This window comes from Bacteroidales bacterium, from assembly GCA_012519055.1.
Taxonomy (GTDB): Bacteria; Bacteroidota; Bacteroidia; order Bacteroidales; family Salinivirgaceae; genus JAAYQU01.
In genome coordinates, this window is sequence record JAAYQU010000049.1 from 1 (window position 1) to 22121 (window position 22121).

Consider the following 22121-nt stretch of genomic DNA (forward strand, 5'->3'; position numbering starts at 1 on the left):
AGTTATGTCAGATTCATGTTGATTTGGGAAACTTTTTTGATTTGTCATATTCAATTTATTGATTAAGTGTGGCAAATATAAGTTATTTTACATTTATACCAATGGTTTAGTCCTAATGTTCAAGCTGCTTTTATCAATAATTCGTGGGCAACTTGCCATGGTACTTCGTAACCGACAGCTACGTTTGCATGTACTATCAAGCCGTAATCGCTTGCAGAAAGAGTTAGGTTGGTTACCTGTGACGACAGAATTGAGGAGTTAGGCATGGTTATTATCTCATTTCGTGGTGTTTTTAAGCGTGTTACAAATGGCGTTTTTTCAATTACATCGCCAATTACCTCACCAAGCTTGATTCTGTCGCCAATTCTGAATGGTCGCATATATGTGATTACTAGTCCAGCGATGATATTGCCAATTGCGCTGCCAGAACCTAATGAAACTATTAGACCTACAAATACTGAAACTCCTTGAAAAACGCCTGAACTTGAACCTGGAAGGTATGGATATATCATTGCAATCATAAATGCAATTAACAAAAACCTGACAATGTTGAATGTAGGCATTGCCCAGTCGGGATAAAATCCTGGGATTTTAAGACGTTCTCCTTCGATTTCACTTGCCAAAAATTTCACTCCCCTGATCAAAAATTTTATCAAGTAATAGATTATGATAATCGTGAAAAGGTTTGGTATATAGCCTATTACAGATGCAAAGATTGATTTAAGGGGCGTAAGAATATATCCAAACAGAGTCATTGCCAGATGCTTTGTCTGCGGAAAAATAGAAAAAAGTATGGGTATAGATATAATTAACTGTATTAGAATAATTATATAACGAAATATGGAGAATAAAAACATAATGATCTGAGTTAATCTTTTAACAGTCAGCAACTCATAATCTCTAATAGAGATTGGTTTAAGTTTTTTCTCTGCATATCTGGCTACTCTATACCGAACTTTTCTGTATAGCCAATTTGTTCCGTAAATAAGTGCCACTTGGATAGCAATAACTAACAGAAAAAGCCCTATCCGTTTTAATATGTGTATAAAACTGTTTTTTTCATGTAGTTGTTTAACGACATTGACTATGGCATCTCTATCTTTTTTGGCAAGGGAATCTAACGACATGCCTAACCACATAGCATCTTCTTTTAAGACAGATGTTATTACCTTGTTGGCATACATAATTTCGATTTGTTCGCCATCATCAACCTCTAAAAGGTAGATTGAGTCGGGTTTAACACTACGAGTATCACCCAAGAGAAGAATATTGTGAGTGGTGTTAGCTACTCTGACAGGTACTGTAAAACCACCATAAGAGGTGTAAAAAATGCGTATCGTGTCATCTTCAATAACTACCGGCGTACCTTGAACAAATTGCTTTAAAGAGTCGATAATATCCTTTTTTCGTTGTTCGTGTAGAGAATCTGCGAAAAGCATACCTTTAGTTTTCTCTAACTCAAGCAGATAGCTGGCTTCATTTTGTTTAAGCTGTTGTATTTGTTCGGTTAGCTCAGCTATAATTTGGGAGTCGGATTTTTCGATATTTTCTTCTTTTATCCCTTCCAAAGCATCTTGCTCGGTTCCGAGTATTGCATCTGTGATTTTTGAAAGCTGCCCGTATGCAGGTGTTATAGCCGTAATGACGGCTATCTGTAATGCGAAAAGTAGTTTATATATCTTCATAAGTTTATATTAGTTAAAAGTTAAAAGTTAAAAGTTAAAAGTTTATAAAGTTAAAAGTAGAGACAGAGCATGCCCTGTTTTTACAAAAGTTGAAAGTGTTTGTTGCGACTTCCCTTCACTTCGATTACGCCCAGTGCACTACTTTTACCTTTCTCCTTGCACCTTTTACCTTTATATTTATTTCATTAGGAACATTTTTCCGAACTCTTTGTTGAAAAATTTGTCGATATTTGATGATCGATGTTCAATATTTGTGCCATCAATTGTTGATATAACCCTAAAAAAATAGACACCATTTGCCAATCTGTCACCGTACTGGTCTGTGCCGTCCCATGCAAATTGTGTTAGGTTTTGACCGATTCGTAATGGTCCAAGCTCCGACATCTCAATTTCGCGGACAACTCTGCCCGATACGGTAAAAATCTGTATCCTTAATTCATCGGGCAACCTGTGTCCTGTGATTGTAAAGGCAAAACGTGTGCTTGTGGTAAATGGATTTGGATAATTAAGCAAATGCGTTATGGTACTGCGATTTACAACCTCAAAGCGGATTGCGTAACTGTTGTCGCCAGCCGTGTTGCCGGTTATATCTTTTGCTTTAACTTGCAGTTCGTAAAATCCGTCTGTATCGAAAATGGGATTCCATATTACCTTACACTCGTTTAATGTTCCTGTTGAGGGATACCAATGCAGGCGATTTGCAGCCATTTCGATATCGAACCATATACGTTCGGCTGTTTCGGTATCGGGCTTGAGTAGCCAAATTTCAAATACCGATGTGTCGTTCAATGGTATATACGGATTTTGGTCGTTAAGCGTTATTGTGATATCGGGGCGCGAGCTTACGATTTCGTTATTCATAACGTGTCTGCCGTCGAACATAACGGTTAAAATTGGTTGCCTATCGTCAGGGGTAACTCTGAAGGGCTTCCAGCCGATATTGTTAAATGTAAAAGGTTCGGGAAAGCTTTGCAGTTTAGTGTTCGGGTAGTTTGCTTCAATTTGTAAGAAGTTGTTGCCACTGTTTTGCAAAGTACTAAACTTAATGGTGTCAATATATGAGCTAAAAGGCTGAAGTGAATCTATTGTAACTATACTCTCTTCAAACGCCTTTGTATCAGACTTTAAGTACTTGTAGTTTACCTGAAATTGGTCGGCTTTCTGTTCTGTAACATTTGTAATCGCAACAGCTAAGGCGAGAGAGTCGCCCTCTATCAGCTTGTCGGCGTGAAATGAGTAGCCTCTGTTTGGATTTATCGCCAACTCGGGATACTGTACATATTCGATCATAAACTTTTCAGGTGGAACGGGTGTCTTTTGCTGCAAATCGTAAGTGAAATACTCGAATTTTAAATAATTGATTTCCAGATTGTTAATAAACGAAATATCATAAACGCTATCTTTTACAGTTAGCGAAGCTATTAGCGAGTCGGCTGATGTGGCTGATTTTGCATAAATGTTTAACAAAACGCTGTCACTGCTTTGATAATCAGATATTTTAGGACTCCAGTTTAAGGTGCCCCACTCCCTTGCAGGTCCAATCCAAGGGGTTGTCATAAAACCGTAATAGAAATTTCCCGTCAAAGTTTTTTCTATTGAAATAATTGCGTTTTCGTTGTCGCCAACGACCTCTTCGGCAAAATCGGGGAACCCTTTTTTGCCAACAAATATATAGGGATAATTATTTGGGATAGTGCGTATTGCCGTTGCTCCCATTGTTTCAAACGCCAGATAATCATTGTTTGTCCAGGTCTCGAATTGAGCATTACCAACAGAATATGCCAGAACATAATTGCCATGTTCAACCACATTATTCAAGAAGTTTACCATATTGCTGCGACCTGTTTCGTTTGCCTGAAATGTGAAATAGTTGTTTGGTCGCGTTCGTGGAAAACATATTGGATAATCGATGTGTCCGTAATCACCTCTGTCCGATTTCCACGGTGTTATGGTTATAGAATCAATAACTACTAATACTATTGAAGCACTACCTGCACATGAGCCGTAATCTTGGTTTCCGTCAATATCGAAATTTATGTAGTTGACCATGCTGCCAGTTGCCGAGCCAATATTGTTGCATCTTAGTTTGCGTGGTGTTGACACAAATTGTAATTCGTTGTCGTGGTTGTATTCCATAAATTTAAGCTCATTGCTACTAAACTGACTTTGATTTATTTGTGCCCAACCTGTTTTAGTCCCCGATTTCACAAACGTTGATGAGTGCCACACCATCTGTTCAGTATCCGCCAATTTTTTAGCAACACGCCAAAAATATGGCTTAGCAAAGAGTAACTCTTGCTCTACCTCATATTCAACAACACCGCCACCAGATTGTATTGTTTTAGAAACGGTGTTTGATGGCTCAAAATCGGGCTGCGTAGAGAATTGAAATTCATACGATTGTACTTGCTCGAAAGGATTGCCAGTAGAGGCTTTTAATACCGTCTCAGTTTGACTATGCAGTGCAAAATTGAGCGGATAAATAGGATATATATCGGTCGAAGCAATTGAAAAACTTATGGTTTGTTGATTATTTGTTTCCGAAAGCTCCTCAATTTCGTTTAAATAATCTAACATAACATTTATTCGATTAATTCCCACAGCATTAGACCTGTCAATCGGGAAGTAAATCATAACTGTATCACTGTAATAAAGTTTATCTAAATAAACAATTTTTGTTTGCGTTTGTCCATTTGGTAACAACCGCTCGGCATAAATACTTAAACTATCAGACAGTGCTCTTCCAACGTTTGCTGCGATAATATTCACAGCAAAAGAATCAATCTCGGTTGTAACATTTTGAGGAAAAAGTTTTACGGAATTCTCTCCTAACATAGGGTCGGGCAAGGACCACGTAACAGGTACTACCGCAGGGTCGCCATGAAATATAAACTCTAAACAGTTGCTAATCATGTATGGCGTCGGTGTCTCGTTGAGTAAATCTCTATTTGCTTGCAGAATGCTTTTACCAAAACTTTCGCCGTAGAGTTTCCAAGCAATATTTTTGTAAAACTCTTGTGCGTAACGATTTAAATAGCTGGGATAACCCAAATGTACACTAGCAAGAAACACTATTGCGCCACGATTTGGTGTTAATATCCAATTTTCGCTTACTGTCCTAACTCCCGAATTGAAAAGATCTCCTGAGTAGCACGAGTTTGCTATTATCAATGGGTATTTTCCTTGATTGTTGAACGATTCGGGTTCATCTATATTCTGGTCGAAACCACCTGTCCAGCCGTGACCAAAGAAAGTCATCAAAAGTGGGCCGTTTTCTATTATTGAGCGAATACTGTCTGATTGTGAGCCAATAATAGGTAAAGAACTGTTTTTTAGGAAAGTGCTTACAAATCCTCCAAAAAGAGTATCGGTTATGATTGTTTCGTAGCCTCTCAGATAACCGGCAAATAGCTGTTGCTCCTGTGCATTGTTGCCACCGCCCATATGCAAAACATTTTTCGCCCCCAACGATGGTTCACGTTCAGCATGTTCTCTTACTTTATTAAGATAGGCGTTAACATCTTCATTTGTGAGGGCAGCCAATCGTCCAACCATTACTTCAGGAATTTTGTCATTTTTTGTCAGTCGGGTGGTTAAAAGCATATCCGAAGGCGGTGCTCCACAAACGGGAACTAAGTTTAAATTCCCCAATTGCGGGTTTGCTCGTAATCTTCCCAAGGCAATGCCTTTACCAATTAGAAACAGATATGTTGGTTTTGGGTGTCCACTTTCAATATAACTTTTAAGGAAGTATCTGATAGCCAAAGGGTGTCCGTTTATTCCGTAGGCGTAGCGATTGTATAAAACATCAACGTCAACGGCAAATCCCCCGCGATATGAGGCGTATTGTTGTGCGCTTGACATTAACGATGAGTGTGTTACTACTATAAAGTCAGCGGAGATTTGACTATAAACCATTTGTGCTGGTTTTATTTTTGAAGCCAATATTGTATTTGGCGTCAATCCCACATTAATAACCAGTTCGCTATCTGAGGCTGGTATAGTTACAGCCCAACCTACTGTTGTGTAAGTTGGGATTAGTCGCCAATTTTTGTTAGGAATATAAATTGTAGGTTGTTGATTTTCAGTTAGCCCTGTGAAGATAATTTTTCTCGGTTCATTTGAACCCTCAATTTTGTATCGTGTTTGCTTATCCGGAGAAATATTAAACAGTGCAGGATAATCAACTTCTATCACCGCAACAGCCATTCGGTCAACCGATAGCGACAAATCGTTTATACTTTTAAACTCCAATATCAGCGATTGTCCAACGTCAGAGGCATTGGTAAAAAACTCTCTGCTAATTTTTTTTCTTCCACTAAATGTTGTGTCTAAAAGAACTGTTGTGCCATGTTTTATTTGCAGGTGATGGTTATATCCTGTTGGTGCGGGAGCATCGCTTATGCCAACAACTGTGGGCTTAAATCTAATAACCCCCTCGTTTGCTTTATTTTCAAGAGCAACTGTACGCGAAGTTGTACCTCCAAGGCTAATCTCGGGCAACGAAAACCAACCGTCAGATGTGCCAAATTCGGGACCTATCTCGTCGCTGTAAAATCTGCCTTGTTGTTGGTAAATAATATCTCTATATCCGACTGTTATTTGTGGTGCGCTACTGTTGCCGGAATAGCTTATTGGCTGATATCGTAAGTTTGAAAAACTGTTGTTCCATGTTAAAAAATAGGCTGAAGTATCGGTAACCTGCGAGAAGTGCGGATTTGTTTGCGACAGCGGTGTGACGTACATTCCCGTATCAAGCCAGCCATCGTTTTTTTGACTGATAAATTCGATATACTCAATGCTTCCTTGCGTTTCTCCCTTAATGTAAATGGGTATCTCCTCTCCGCGGAAAAAAATCTGCACATTTTGCGGAGCAAAGGCACTAACGGGAATACCCGCCTGAGTCAGAGCAGCAACAGGTACTTGCACTATTCCATCTGTGGCGCTGAATATTTTAAAATAGCTCTGGGAGTCGTTTATCCAACTATCGGTCTGCTGCGCTTTTAGTGAAAAAACAACAAGAAAACTAACTAGTAAAAAAGATATTCTGCGGAATATTCTTACCATAAAGGGTATATTTATTGTCGAATTAACCAATAAATTCTTGAAACAAAACAAGCTCAAAAATAGTGTTTTTTCGGTATATTCGACATTTCAAACTTAATTTAAAATCAATATGTTAAATTATGTAACAAAAAACATTTCAAATAAAATTACGTTTATATTTACCTTTGTCTAAACTAAAACAATGAAAGTATGAAAGCTATAGAAAAATATTTACATGGAGATGTAAAAAAAACGATTAGGACCGATGGCTTTTGCTCCGACGTAAAAGGAAGTTATGTTATAAAATCACAATCACGTATAATTTTGTTTTTTGTATTATTCTTTGCGCAGATAACCAATCTTGTAACAGCGCAAGATAACAAATACGTTTGGTTTTTTGAAAAAGGATACACCGAGAGTGATATCCTCTACAAGCCACAGGATTACATAGAACAAGAAAAGATTTTTGATGATTTGATAATAACCGCACCATTAGAAACCAATGTACTATCGCCTGTAAACGGAACTATTTCGCGTTTCCAATATACGTATTTTAATAGTCTGAGTTCAAACGTTGTATTTGGAGAGAAACCAACAAATTATAAGGCTGATTCACTGCTTTTTGCCAAGCAATCAACCTATGATGTTAAATTTATTTCAGTATCAATTTCAATAAAAACCAATGACGGTAAGGTTATACATATCAGCGGAATAAGACCAGTCAGAAGTTTCAAAACTGGCGAAAGAGTTAAAGCAGGAGATATTATTGGTAAAATTGGTTACTTCTACAACAAGATTAGTAAACCTGCTATTCGTTTTAGCATTACTGAAAAAGAGAAGCCAATCGATCCGATGTCTCCCTTTGGTTTAAAGAGTAGTTTTGTTGATTTTAAAGCAAAAGAGGTAACCTTTTTATCGAAAGAGGAAGCGAATTACGACTTCGATCTGTTTATCGGTGCGCTGAAAGAGATTATGCCCGATATTTATGACTATGTTTCTGAATCGGATTTTGAAAAGTTTGTAACCTCGAAAAAAGAGGAGTTAAACACACAGGTTCACATTCGTGATTTTGAGAGAGTTATTGTAAACACAATTAATATAATTCGCGACAGCCATTTAAGTATACTTTCGCAGTCTTATTCAAATAAAGACCCATACAGAGCGACTATCTCTTTTGGTTGGCTTAATGATTCTTTATTTGTAACACGAACAACGCTTGATAATTCAAAGTATTATAAAAGGAAGATATCTGAAGTTGATGGGATAAGTGCAGATTCTCTAAAAAAATTAATAAAAACCTATACTAGATCTGCAGGCGGATATGTTGTCAGTGTTCCGGAATTTGCTTTGCTGACAGTTGGTCATCTAGATTATTTCCTATATGGTCAAAATGCGGCAAGCGACCATAGTCTGAATATTAAATTTGATAACGGCGAAATCAAATATTTTGAAGGCATAAAAACCTCTCCGGGTTCATGCGTACCTTTATTTCCAGACTGGAAAGAATTTTACCTTACAAACCGTTATCGTGAAAAATATTTAGTCGATAGTTTAGATAAGCAAACTGCATATATCGGGTTGAGTACGTTTGAATTAAATGAAGTTGAAACTGATAATATAGAAAGTTTTATAAGAGAGATTTCACAAAAAGAGATTCCAAATCTAATTATAGATTTGCGAAATAATCCGGGGGGATATGCATCGGTACTTTCCAAACTCTTCTCTTTTATTGCTCAAGAGCCATTTTATCTTGGCTGCTATACGAAAGTTAATAAGAGAGGCGGATATGAGTATTTTAGCCATTCCTTGAATGATAAAGACAATACTTCTATATTGTTTCCCGATTATCACAAAATGCCCGATAGAAACGGTTTTTACAAATATTACAGAAACGAAATTCAGCCCGATACAACAACTAATTACAAAGGCAGAGTATATGTTTTAACAGATGAAAGATCATTTTCTGCATCAACAGACTTTGCAGGATTATTAAAAAAATATCGGCGTGGTGTAACTGTAGGTCGGGAAACAGGCTCAACGTATCATCAACTAAAAGCAATAAGATTTACCAATTTAAGATTGCCAAACTCAAATATTGATATCAGAATTCCAATGGTTAAGACTGTATTTGACACTGTTGTTAATAATACTTTCCCTTGGGGGCGCGGTGTACTGCCTAATTACGAAGTGAAATTAACTTTAGAGGAGTTGGCTTATGAAAATGGAGACACCATATTAAACTACACCAAAACCTTAATATCTGAAAACAAATACATTATAGAACAGGAAGAGACAAGTTCTGAAACCGTCTCAGAAACCACCAATAAAACAAAACAGGCAATTGCTGTGGCAACTTTGTTGCTTGTGGTTGTGTTGATAGTGATTTTTAAAACACGACGTGGGAAAAAATGAAAATTGTTTTTTATGTTTGTGGGAAGCCAATCCAAATTTTAATTATACCGAATTAGGTACAATTAAAAGAAAACGACTGATAGCAATAACTTTGTTGTTTTGATCAAAATAGTAGCTGTTGATGTGATAGCCTCTTTTATTGCTTTCAACACTTCGACTACGCTCAACGCAACGCTTTACAAACTTTTAACTCAATTAATATGAGAGCATTTGGAAATATTTACAGGTCGGTGAAATATGTGATAATAACTATTATTGCTTTTTTTGTTTTTCAGTCATGTACTTCGGAAAAGAAACTGCCAAATAGGAACAATCAGATTTTTAAAGAGAATTATACATATTTCGCAAATGATGAGTTAAAGATTTCATTAAAATATTTTGCTGATTACGATTTTCAAGAAGTTTATGACCGTAACATAAAACGTTCTTATGACAGCCGTGTTATGAGAAAATATTTCAAAAAGAAATATTTTGTCTATGCTAACAAAACATTTATAGAGCCTTTATTTGAAAGTGCTCTTTTTATCGTACCTGAAGCTAAGTTTAACAAATCAGATTTAAGGTCGTTTACTGAACACAAATTGGAAAATCAAAATATTTTTTATCAACACGTTGATAGCTTGGATTATACAAAGTATAGAATATATCCGTATGCCGAGCAGAACAGTTTTCTGCTTTTTGCATATAAAGCAAAAAACAGGTCGCATTTTTTTAATATTAAAGAGTTTGAAAATTATATTTTTCCTTCGTTAACAATGGGTGCGAACTATAAAAAACATGTTCTGCAATCTCCATTCGATGCGGCTAATCAATCATTTTTTGCAATTGACAGCTCACTGAACTATCTTGCTCCTGTTGCAATGTTGGAAATGTATAAAAAGCAGTTTGAAGAGCAGTACCATGTGTATATTCAGGCATTAGCAACATATACCTCTTTTGTCGAAAATCACGACTCTTTACAAAATTATTTAAAATTCTGGATTGATAATACAAAATATCGGCTAAATAGAGATATTTATTTCGATACCTCAAAAATGGCTTTTGATGAGAGTTTTATCGAGCAGTTGAAAGTTATTGCCGATACAAATCGGGTAATTATGCTTAACGAAAATCACTTTGTTCCGAAAGACAGATTGATGATGTATAACTTGCTGGATTTATTTGCAAAGAGGGGATATAAGTATCTTGCGATCGAAGCTATTTGGGAAGATGGAGACACCTTAACTCAAAGAGGTTATCCTATTTTATCGTCAGGATTTTATACCCGTGAACCGACCATGTCAAATATGATTAGAAAAGCTATCTCTTTGGGATTTAAGATAGTAAATTACGATGCGTGGAAGGGAAATAGAGATTCTTTGCAGGCGAGAAACATCTTTGAAAAAACAATACAACAAGATAGTAGCGCGAAAGTTTTAGTACATGCCGGTATTGGGCATATTAACGAAACAAGAGAACATGGTAAGAGAAAAAACATGGCAGGCTATTTTTACGATATTTCCGGAATCAATCCATTTACAATAGATCAATTAGAGTTTATGCCTCTATTGCATTTGTTTGAAAATCACTACGTAGGGATTATACAAAAAAATGATTTCCCACAAAATGGAAAAGTTATTAATGTAGATGCCTATCTTTTGAACAATCTTGATTTCGAGAATGATTATTTCGGCAATTCAAGAGAGACCTTTGTCGTAAAAATAGACTCGCTCGATAATCCCTATGAAGATGAAACTTTTGTTGCATATTTGTACATAAAAAGTGAATATGAGCAACATGCCAATAAAGCAATTCCAATATCTGTAAAATTAATTAACTATCGACAAGAAAAGGTAATATATAAAATAGACTTATGTGACAAAAACGAACTGCTGTTCATAGTTCGCGACAGATTTAACCAAATTGTATTTGTAAAACCAGTTTCGTTAATAAGATAATAGTAAAGACGGAGCATGCTCCGTCTCTACGATACTTTACAAACTTTTAACTTTTAACTAACCCAATGAAAGCAAAAACATTTCCAATTTTAGCAACACTATTATTAGTATCCAATTCGCTACTCTTCTCGCAAAACGATTGGGAAAATCCCCGTGTTTTTAAAATCAACAGAGAGGATGCCCGTGCAACATTCTTTTCGTTCGATTCCGAACAGCAAGCAATAACAGGCGATTTAAACGCAAATGCCAACATAAAAACTTTAAACGGAAAGTGGAAGTTTAACTATGTAGGCAGAGCCTCGCAACGCCCAACAGATTTTTACAAAACCGATTACGATGTTTCGTCTTGGGACGATATTGATGTTCCGAGCAATTGGGAATTGAGTGGCTACGGCTACCCGCATTATTTGAATGTAGAGTATCCGTTTAAACGTAATCAGCCGTACATTGCCGATGAGTACAGCCCTGTAGGGTCGTACGTTACTTTCTTCAACCTGCCAGCAAGCTGGAAAGATAAGGAGGTTTTTATTGAGTTTGGTTCTGTTAAATCGGGATACTACCTGTGGATCAATGGCAATAAGGTTGGATATAGCCAAGATTCAAAACTTCCGTCAGAGTTTAATATTACGAAATATTTGGTCGAAGGTGAAAACAGATTGGCGGTTCAGGTATTTCAGTTTACAGATGGTAGCTACCTTGAAGATCAAGACTTTTGGCGAATTTCAGGGATACAAAGAGATGTCAGGCTCTATGCGAGAAACAAATTACACGTTGCCGACTTTTTTGCTAGGACCTCGCTTTCAGACAATTACCAAAATGGAGTTCTCGATTTAAACGTTTTGATTAAAAACTACAATAGTAAAAATGTATCGAAACACAATTTAGCGTATAAAATTGAAGATGCTCTCGGAGATGTAATTGCTTCCGAGAGTGCGGTTGTTGGTGTTAAAAAAAATGCATCAGAAGCTGTTAATTTTAAGCATGTTATAAGTGATGTAGAACAATGGTCGGCAGAGATTCCTAATTTGTACAGGCTAACAATTGTTTTGTCCGACCAGAACAACAGGGCTCTCGAGTATATATCTACAAAAATAGGTTTCAGAAGTGTTGAAATAAAGGGTGGTCAGTTATTAGTCAACGGTCAACCTATTCTTTTAAAGGGTGTTAACAGACACGAACACGATATGCATTACGGACATGTTGTTGACGAAAAAATGATGCGTAAAGACTTGGAGCTTATGAAACAACACAATTTTAATGCTGTTCGTACCAGTCACTATCCCAACAACCCTGTGTGGTACAAACTATGCGATGAGTACGGCATCTACCTGTACGACGAGGCTAACGTAGAGTCGCACGGATATGGCTATGCAAGAGAGCACACATTGGCAAACAAGCCTGAATGGGAAGCTGCTCATATCGAGAGAATTATGAATATGGCAAAAAGGGATAAAAACCATCCTTCTATTATTGTTTGGAGTATGGGCAACGAAGCCGGCACAGGACCCACGATGCTCAATGCGTACAAAATGCTTAAAGAGTTTGACGATAGTCGTGTTGTGTCATACGAAAGAGCCGAAATGGAAACCGATGTGAAAGAGAGACATACAGATATTGTCGGACTGATGTATTGGTCTGTTAAAAGCTTGAAAAAATACTGGGTGGGAAGAGACCCAGACCGCCCCTTTATTTGGGCAGAATATTCTCACGCTATGGGCAATAGTAACGGACACTTTCAGGATTATTGGGATTTTGTTGAATCGGAGCGTCAAGTACAAGGTGGCTTTATATGGGATTGGGTTGACCAAGGCTTGGCAAAATATGACGAGCACGGCAAACTCTATTGGACTTATGGCGGGCATTACGAGCCCGAAGGGATAAACCACGACGGAAACTTTTGTCTGAATGGAGTTATCAATGCAGACAGGACAGTCCATCCTGCTATCTACGAAATTAAAAAAGTGTATCAAAACATCGGTTTCAGCAATCTTGATATCGATAAAAACAAAATCACCATAAAGAACAAATACTTTTTTAAAAATACCGAATATTATCTGTTCAACTGGGAAATAGTTGCAGACGGAAAGATTATACAACAAGCCCCATTGGTTGTTCTAAGTTCTATTAACCCGCAAGAAGAAAAAATTGTCGATTTAGATATTAACAAACTTGACCTGAACAAGTACAACGAAGTGCTTTTCAATATTTATGCCGTTAATATGAAAGAGACTATAGGAGTACCATTTGGGCATATCGTAGCTTCAGAACAGTTTATCATTAAAGAAGCCGATTTGAAACCCGATTTTTATAAAGGCGATAAAAAAGTTACAGTTTCCGAGAATAAAAATGAAATACTTTTGTCGGGCGAGAATTTCTCTATAAAATTCGATAAAAATATAAACGCAATAAACAGCTATATACTAAACGATTATGAAATTCTTGAAGCTCCGCTAACAGCCAACTTTTGGCGCGCTCCAACCGATAACGACTACGGCAACGGAATGCAAAAACGCTGTGCCGCATGGAAAAATATTGTTGAAGAGAGCAAAAACTACAAACACGAAATTGTTACAACGGCTGACAGCAGTATTGTTTTAAAAACCTCGCAAATTTTAAATAACAACTACGGAACCCTTGATATTGACTATCAAATTGCCGGAAACGGACAAATTATTGTTTCGTACAAATACACACCTTCAGATACTACAATATCCGAAATTCCAGTTATAGGAATGAAAATGCAATTAAAAAAGTCGATTAACAAATTGCAATATTACGGTCGCGGTCCTATGGAAAACTATATTGACAGAAACAGTGCATCGTTTATAGGGTTGTACAATTCGACTGTACAGGGGCAATATTACCCCTACGCCCGTCCGCAAGAAAACGGATATAAAACCGACACAAGATACCTTTCGCTTACAAATATTTTCAATCTAGGCATTAGAGTTGATGCTATTGATAATTCTTTATGTTTTAGTGCCTTACACTACTCCATTGCCGAATTAGACGAAGGACCTAAAAAAAGGCTAAGAACAATAAAAGATGTTAAGGAAGGCAACTTTACCGAGCTACGCATAGACCACAAAATGATGGGATTGGGTGGAGACGATAGTTGGGGATCAAAACCTTACAACATACATCGTATATTTCCTAACAAAACGTACAGCTATAGTTTTTGTATTACTCCTTTACTGTAAAAGCAATGAGTAATTTTTTATTTATCAGTTGAATGTCAGGATAATGTAGAGACGGAGCATGCTCCGTCTCTACTTCTTAATATTCCTTAACTCCTTATACCGATTGGACATACACGATAGTCCAAACTTCACTATTGTTCGTTTGAACAATGTGTCTGTAACATCGGTATTTACAATTGTAAAATTTTAAAAAGATTAGGCTATTTTAAAATTACAATTGGTATTAATGGTTCAGAAACAAAAAAAATCAGTATAAATCCGTCTAAACTGTGTTTTCTGTGCTCCTAAAAAGGGCATTTGTAGCAAAATAATTTTGAACTGAATTACTTTTGTGCTTACTTTGTATATACCAAAATCATAAGAAACATGGAAAGTGAAAAACAAGTCAATTCAGGATATTACAACAAATCCGATTATATCTGGATATCGGTTGCCTCAATATTTTTGATAGTTCTTATAATCATAGGTTTAACCCGGGAAAGTGTTCAGGAGCCATATAATCAAGGGATAAATATTATTCCGAAACCCAACAGTATTATTATGGGAGAGGGTGTTTTTGAAATAAACAGAAAAACGGTTTTTGTTGTTGCAGAGAGTTTGCAAACAGTGAAAACTATAGTAAATCTGAAAAACAAGATAAAAACAGCCACTGGATTGAATTTAAAAACGGTCACTGTAAAGCCCAAATCAAATTTTATTGAGATATTTTTGGATCATGCAGACACTAATGGAACAGAGGGTTATACATTAGTAGTTAAACCAAATTTCGTAAAAGTTAGCTCTTCGGCATTAGCGGGAATTCATAATGGATTACAAAGTCTTTTGCATCTTTTACCTGCAGAAATAGAGTGTCTTAGAAAAAAGGCTACAGTTGATTGGCTTATACCTTCGGTAACAATAAACGATTCTCCCCGTTTTCGCTGGAGGGGCATGCACTTAGATGTTTGCCGTCATTTTTTACCTGTCGAGGAAATTAAAAAGCATATAGACATGATTTCCAGATATAAGCTAAATACGTTGCATTTGCACTTAACAGATGATCAGGCGTGGCGTATCGAGATAAAGAAATATCCTTTGTTGACTCAAATTGGCTCGAAAAGAATTGAGGGCGAGGGGTTTGAGCATAGTGGATATTACACACAGGAGCAGATTAAAGATATCGTTCAGTACGCAGCCGACCGATTTGTAAATATTGTTCCCGAAATAGAGATGCCGGGACACGCTTTAGCTGCATTGTCGGGATATCCGAACCTATCGTGTACAGGAGGACCATTCACTCCGCGTATTATTTGGGGAGTGGAAGAAGATGTTTTTTGTGCAGGAAAAGAGGAGACCTTTCAGTTTTTGGAAGATGTTATTAACGAGGTGGTTACGCTGTTTCCATACGAATATTTTCATATCGGAGGCGATGAATGTCCAAAAGACCGATGGAAAGAGTGTGAACTATGCCAAGAACGTATTAAAAATGAGAACCTTAAAGATGAGCATGAATTGCAAAGCTACTTTGTAAAGCGAATTGAAAAGGTTTTGCTATCGCATAATAAAAAGATGGTTGGTTGGGATGAAATTCTTGAAGGAGGGTTGGCTTCATCTGCAACCGTAATGTCGTGGCGTGGAGAGCAGGGAGGAATAGAAGCAGCCAATATGGGACACGATGTTGTTATGACACCCGGAAGTCACTGTTACTTAGACCATTATCAAGGCTCGCCTAAGGTCGAACCCGTTGCGATTGGTGGTATGACAACCTTAGAGAAAGTTTATAGCTACGAACCGATACCAGATAAAATAAATCCCGAAAATACTCACCATATACTCGGAGCTCAGGGAAACAATTGGTCTGAATATCTTTATAAGCCTGAGAGAGTCGATTATATCGTATATCCACGCATTTTTGCATTAGCAGAAGTTAATTGGACAACACCAGAATTGAAAGACTTTAATTATTTTCTCATGCGACTTGATAATCATCATGTTCGTATGGATTTGAAGAAAATTAATTATCATATTCCGTTACCAGAAGGTCCTGCAAATGTAGAAGCATTTGTAGATTCTATCATTATTGCATTTACAACGTCACGAGATATAGATATTGTTTATACAACTGATGAAAGTGAACCTCACCATAAGTCTGAGCGCTATGAAAGACCGTTGGTTTTTAAGGAAAGTGCTATTTTAAAAGTGGCAACCGTGTTAAAAACCGGTAAAACAAGTCCGGTAAGGACAATAAATATCATTAAGCAAGAGTACGCGCCATCAGTAAAATCGGAGGAAATTACAAATGGGATAAAAGTTTCTCTAACCAATGGAATATTCCGCAAAGTAAGCGATATTGACAAAGTCAAAGAGTGGGCAGATACAACTATTGAAAATATGAACCGTTTTCATAGACTTTTTAATATAAAAAAACCTTCTGCCGCTATTGCTACAGGATTTATTAAGATTCCTGAAAATGGTGTTTATCGGTTCTCCACAAATGCCGATCACTTTTATATAAATGATAATCTGCTGATTAACAATGAGGGAGAGGTGAAAAAATATTCCCGTAACGACGCAACAATTGCTCTTGAAGCAGGACTACATCGTGTAAAATTTATTGTTATTAATGGTATAACTGGAGGCTGGCCCCAAGCCTGGAATGGTCGCTGGTTAGATATATCAACTGACGGAAAGAATTTTACGGCTGCGGAGTTTTATTAGAGTTTATAATGTGCTAAATATCAAATACATGTAGGAAAATGTATCCGCATTCTTTAATTGTGCAAGTGCCACTTGCACAAATTATTTGGTATCATTGTATCAGTTAAAAATTAAGCAAGCCAAATTTTTTCTCTAAAGACTTAGAGTTTTGGTCTTTTTGGGATAGAATCGTACCTTTGTTTGTCCGTAGGACAACATATGATTAACCATAGGCGCAAGCCTATGGGTGTGCTACAGCACACAACCCCACCCGTAGGGTGGCACATTGCTTTATCGCATAGTGTCGCCCTACGGGCGAAAGTCGAGGGGGGGACACCGTTTCCGTAAGATAAATCTTACGGTTAATCACATATTGTCCTACGGACAATTCCTAATTCCGACCTCACTTCGATGGTTTTTGAGCCTGTGTTTCGGTGGTTATTGAGCCTGTCAAAATATAAAATCAGTGACCGTTTCCCAGTGCACCGCTCGGCTCCCACTTGTACCTTGCACCTTTTACCTTGTACCTTTCTTGCACCTTCTACTTGTCTATCACCTAAGATAAGTTCTCAAACTTCTCAAGCATCTGATTATTCAAACCATTTAAAAAGTCGACAACGCTCATTCGCTTTTTCCCTGCTTGTTGTAGTTCAGTGATATGATACCAACCATCTGATACTGCAACTTTTATGCTGTCTTTGTTGCTTACTACTGTACCTATTCCTTTATTGTTGTTTGAATTTTCATAAAAGCCGTCGTATATTTTTATTCCAACTGTTTTGTCAGCCAAAACCGTCTCTGTATAAGCACCCGGATATGGGTTTAATCCTCTAATGAAATTGTGAATTACCTCGCCCTTAGCGTTCCAATTAATACGACAAAATTCTTTGTCTAATTTCGGCGCGTTTTTTAATTTTTCGTTCTCCAAAACATTTTGCGGAGTCTCCTTATAGCTACCCTTAACAATTGATTCGACCGTGTGATGTAGAACCTTAGCGCCCTCAATCATCAATTTATCGTGCAGTGTTCCAGCGTTGTCGGTGGGGAGTATAGGAATCTCTTTTGAGTCGATAATGTTTCCTGTATCTATTTCGTGTTTCAGGAAAAAAGTTGTTACACCTGTTTTTGTTTCACCGTTGATAATAGCGTGGTTTATAGGCGCAGCTCCACGGTATTGCGGTAACAAGCTCGCATGCAGATTGATAGAGCCTAAGCGTGGCAGACTCCAAACTGATTCAGGCAACATTCTGAATGCCACAATTACCGCCAAATCAGGGTTTAAGAGCGCCAAAGCTTCTATAAAATCGCTACTTTTCAGATTTGTTGGTTGCAAAACCGGAAGACCTACCGATTGAGCAAACTCCTTAACCGGAGTGGGAGTGAGCTTCTGTCCGCGTCCGCGAGGTTTATCGGGAGCTGTAACAACAGCAACTATATTAAAATGTTGGTGCAATATTTTAAGTGACTCCACAGCAAAGTCGGGTGTTCCCATGAACACTATCTTAAAATTATCAGCTGTCATCGACGATTTATTTTTGCTTTTCGTAAACCCTTATTGTATCAACTATTAAGTTTGCGGGCAAATTTTCGGTTTTTTCAAGCAATACGCTCGACAAACCCAAGTATAATGGATGTCTTGGAAGTATTCCAGAATATTCGGCTACGGTATATCCGTTTATTTGCCACCTTAAAAAATTATGACCCCATTCAAGTGAATACAAAAAGTTTGATGCCAGATTTATTCCGGTTATTGTTTCCTCAAAATCGGGTTTATTTTGGTTTTTAAAAAAGAGTCTGACTTTTAATCCTTTTTTCGAGCCAGAGCAAAAAACTTCGATATGTGGAGTAATTGTTTCTGATCTTAAAAACATAGCATGAATGACCTCTTTTGATGATGTCATTCGGGCAAGAACCTCTATTTTGCCCTCTTGGAACCTAAAGCTGTGACCAGTATTTATCATTCCCGAAGTGTATTCAAAATCGCGCATTTTAAATCCAGAAGAGACCTGCCAACGTAAACCTCTAACATTCTCTTTTCTGGTTTCGATATTTATGCAACCGTCCTCAAATTTTAAATTTTTACCGTCTGTGTGAAACTGCAAATTTCCTTCTGGGACATAGCTTCTGCCTTGCAAATTTAGCATCCCTTGGAAAGGAATAGGTATCCACTTACTGTCATCAAAACCTTCAAAAGTATCTTCGAATATTGGATTCCACTCTCTTGTAGCATCAAACTTGTTAGATTTTAGGAGTTTGAAATACCAATTAATTTCTTTGTCTGATTTAAGCTCTTTCAGCTCTTGTTCGTTCCTATAACCTTCTGACTTTTCAAATTTTTTGGGATCTAACAAATATTCTTTTCTATCTTTAAATTCGTCTGAGTTAATATACGATTTTAGCTCGTTATAACGATTTAAAGCAGAGCCGTTAAGAACCTTTTGATATGTTTTGTACTCTTTTGAGTTTTTATATTTATTGTAAAACTTAATATCCTCGTTTCGCTTTAATTCTTTGAAAGCTTTAATTTGTTCTTTATCTTTTTCAATCCCTTTCGAATTAATCAAGCTCTCCATTTCGGTATATTTGGATAGAAAATCAGAATCTTCTATCCTTTTGAATCGAGACAACGCCTCTTCATCTTTAACTTTAAAAAATAATTTTAGCTCTTTGTTTTTGCAAAGATTTTTAAACTCAAGTTCATTTTTATGCTCCTCGCTTCCTTCATACTTGAGCTCTTGCAACTTTTTCTTAGTGTCGTAATGCTCTCGACTTTGCACAATTCTTTCTAATTCGTAGTACCGATTTAGTTTTTCGCCTTTAGCAAATGCGTCAAATTCGTTCATCTCTTTACGAAGCATCTCATTTTGCTTCACATATTTTTCAGTAGCAGGTAGCTGTCCGAAAAGTTTTTTAAAAAACAGGTTTACCATATCTTGTGTCGATAAATTGTTGTTTACTTAATTTTGGTTAGTTTGTTCAACTACTTATTACTCTGATTTCTAACAATATGTTTATTTTTATAAACAATTCGTAGAATTGAGTTTTAGGGGTTAAAGATACAAAACCGTATCGAAAAAACATTATGAAAGTAAAAATTTCTTAATTATTTTGATTTTTATGGACTAAATTAAACTACAAATTTATAAAAAAATTGTGCAAAAATCGAAAATAGAATGCTTATGACACAAATGAAAGGATAAAGTAAAAGTTGTTGTATTTTACAACTTTTACTTTACAAACTTTTAGCTCGATAATTGTTATATTTGCCACTTGTTTAATTGAGAGCTTATCAAAATAAAAAATTACTTTTAAAATCACAGATAAACACCTGTATCTATGAATGTTATATTTCAGCTTCCCGATTCAATAGCGAATCAAATAGCAGCCGGTGAGGTAGTACAACGTCCTGCTTCGGTTGTGAAGGAGTTGATGGAAAATTCTGTCGATGCAGGTGCAACAGCAATAAATGTGGTTATTTACGATGCCGGTAAAACGTTAATTCAAGTGTCGGACAACGGTGTAGGTATGACCGATATTGATGCACGAATGGCTTTCGAGCGGCACGCTACAAGCAAAATACGTACAGCTGCAGATCTATTTAAAATCAACACATTAGGGTTTAGAGGTGAAGCATTGGCATCTATAGCAGCCATATCAAATGTTACACTTCGTACCAGACATAAAAGCTCGGAATTGGGAGTCTCTATTGATGTAAGCGCGTCAACGGTGAAAGCGCAGGAAGTGGCTCAGTGTCAGCAGGGTTGCGTTATTTCGGTTAAGAATTTGTTTTTTAATATTCCTGCAAGACGCAAGTTTTTAAAATCTGACCAAACCGAGTTTCGCCATATAACTGACGAATTTATTAGGGTTGCGATTATAAATCCAGACATTGCGTTTACGCTAACTCACAACGACCAAGCAATTTTCAACCTACCGACTGCTACCTTGAAACAGCGAATCGTAGCTATTTTAGGTCGCAATTACAGTGAAAATTTAATAAGTGTCGATTGTTCAACATCTTTGGTGAATATTTCGGGATTTATTGGCAATCCCAAGTTAGCAAAGAAAAGCACAGGTGACCAATATTTTTTTGCAAACAACAGATATATGCGACATCCCTATTTTCATAGAGCAATTATGAACGCCTATGAGAAAATTATCCCTCAAGGAACCTATCCTGCATATTTTGTTGTTATGGAGGTAGATCCTGAGTGTATTGATGTTAACATACATCCAACAAAAACTGAGATTAAGTTTGAAAACGAAACCGATATTTTTCCATTGCTCCATGCTGCAGTAAAGGAGTCGTTGGGGAAATTTAATTTTGTTCCGTCAATAGATTTTGATAATCAGATAGATATACCAATCTCGTTTGCACGTCCGCCGGCAGACACTCCAATACGTATGCCTGAAATAAAAGTAAACCCTTCGTATAATCCTTTTGACAAAACGCCAATTTATTCACGGCAAGATGGTTGGGCAAAGTACAGCAACAAAAAGAGCGCAAACGATTGGCATAAAATTCTTTCCGATTTTGAAAATCAGTCGAAGAAACAGCCAGATACCGTCGAATTTCCTGACGATACAGATATTATCGAACGCTCATTTATTCAAATTAAAAAGCGGTTTATTTTGACTACGGTTAAATCAGGCTTAATGCTTATTGACCAGCATCGTGCTCATTTTCAGATAATATACGAGGAGTTGAAGCGTAGTTACGATATAGGAAAAATTCCATCGCAACCGATGATGTTTCCTCATACGGTCGAGGTTAGCTTTAAGCAAGGCATGATTATTGACGAAATACTTCCCGAATTGTCCTCAATCGGGTTTGTTTTGAAAAAAGATGAGCAAAACAATTATCAAGTAACGTCTGTACCAGTGGTTTTGCCAATATCATCGATAAATGCCTTTTTCGAAACAGTGATTGAAAAGACGCAAAACACAGGCGAAGATATCGAAGAAAAACTGAAAACCAAAGTGCTACAAGACCTTGCAAGAATATCGTCTATACAGTATGGTAAAGATTTAAGCATCGAAGAGATGAACCATATTACCGATAAATTGTTTGCTTGTCAATCGCCCAATTACACTGTCGATGGAAGGTCGATAGTTCAAATAATATCAATAAACGACATTATACAACGATTTAATAATTAAACAGT

Annotated in this window: 9 protein-coding genes; 5 read left to right on the forward strand and 4 right to left on the reverse strand. The window is 36.9% G+C overall.

Annotation, left to right across the window (positions count from 1 at the left end):
- Window positions 1-119 precede the first annotated feature (119 nt).
- Both GX311_10460 and GX311_10465 read right to left on the reverse strand, forming a co-directional pair.
- Window positions 120-1685, reverse strand: a complete 1566-nt coding sequence (locus GX311_10460; protein ID NLK16807.1) for a mechanosensitive ion channel — start codon at window positions 1683-1685, stop codon at window positions 120-122.
- A gap of 177 nt (window positions 1686-1862) precedes the next feature.
- Window positions 1863-6752, reverse strand: coding sequence for a hypothetical protein (locus GX311_10465; GenBank protein NLK16808.1), 4890 nt, complete (start codon window positions 6750-6752; stop codon window positions 1863-1865).
- 189 nt (window positions 6753-6941) lie between these two features.
- On the opposite strand from GX311_10465, the gene GX311_10470 reads away from it, so the two are divergent.
- The 4 genes from GX311_10470 (at window position 6942) to GX311_10485 (ending at window position 16977) form a co-directional block, all read left to right on the forward strand.
- Complete coding sequence (locus GX311_10470) at window positions 6942-9143, forward strand: hypothetical protein (GenBank protein NLK16809.1); 2202 nt, start codon at window positions 6942-6944, stop codon at window positions 9141-9143.
- A 200-nt stretch (window positions 9144-9343) separates the two neighbouring features.
- Window positions 9344-11080 carry a hypothetical protein gene (locus GX311_10475; protein ID NLK16810.1) on the forward strand — a complete coding sequence of 579 codons (1737 nt, stop codon included), beginning with the start codon at window positions 9344-9346 and terminating at the stop codon, window positions 11078-11080.
- 65 nt (window positions 11081-11145) lie between these two features.
- On the forward strand, window positions 11146-14280 hold the full coding sequence (locus tag GX311_10480) for a DUF4981 domain-containing protein (GenBank protein ID NLK16811.1): 3135 nt from the start codon (window positions 11146-11148) through the stop codon (window positions 14278-14280).
- 366 nt (window positions 14281-14646) lie between these two features.
- Entirely contained in the window at window positions 14647-16977 is a 2331-nt protein-coding gene (locus GX311_10485; GenBank protein NLK16812.1) for a family 20 glycosylhydrolase, read from the forward strand.
- Window positions 16978-17512: 535 nt separating this feature from the next.
- Here GX311_10485 and GX311_10490 read toward each other — a convergent pair.
- Entirely contained in the window at window positions 17513-18478 is a 966-nt protein-coding gene (locus GX311_10490; protein NLK16813.1) for a methionyl-tRNA formyltransferase, read from the reverse strand.
- 7 nt (window positions 18479-18485) lie between these two features.
- Complete coding sequence (locus GX311_10495) at window positions 18486-19886, reverse strand: family 16 glycosylhydrolase (GenBank protein ID NLK16814.1); 1401 nt, start codon at window positions 19884-19886, stop codon at window positions 18486-18488.
- Window positions 19887-20292: 406 nt separating this feature from the next.
- On the opposite strand from GX311_10495, the gene mutL reads away from it, so the two are divergent.
- Complete coding sequence (mutL, locus tag GX311_10500; protein NLK16815.1) at window positions 20293-22116, forward strand: DNA mismatch repair endonuclease MutL; 1824 nt, start codon at window positions 20293-20295, stop codon at window positions 22114-22116.
- The last annotated feature ends 5 nt before the right edge of the window (window positions 22117-22121 follow it).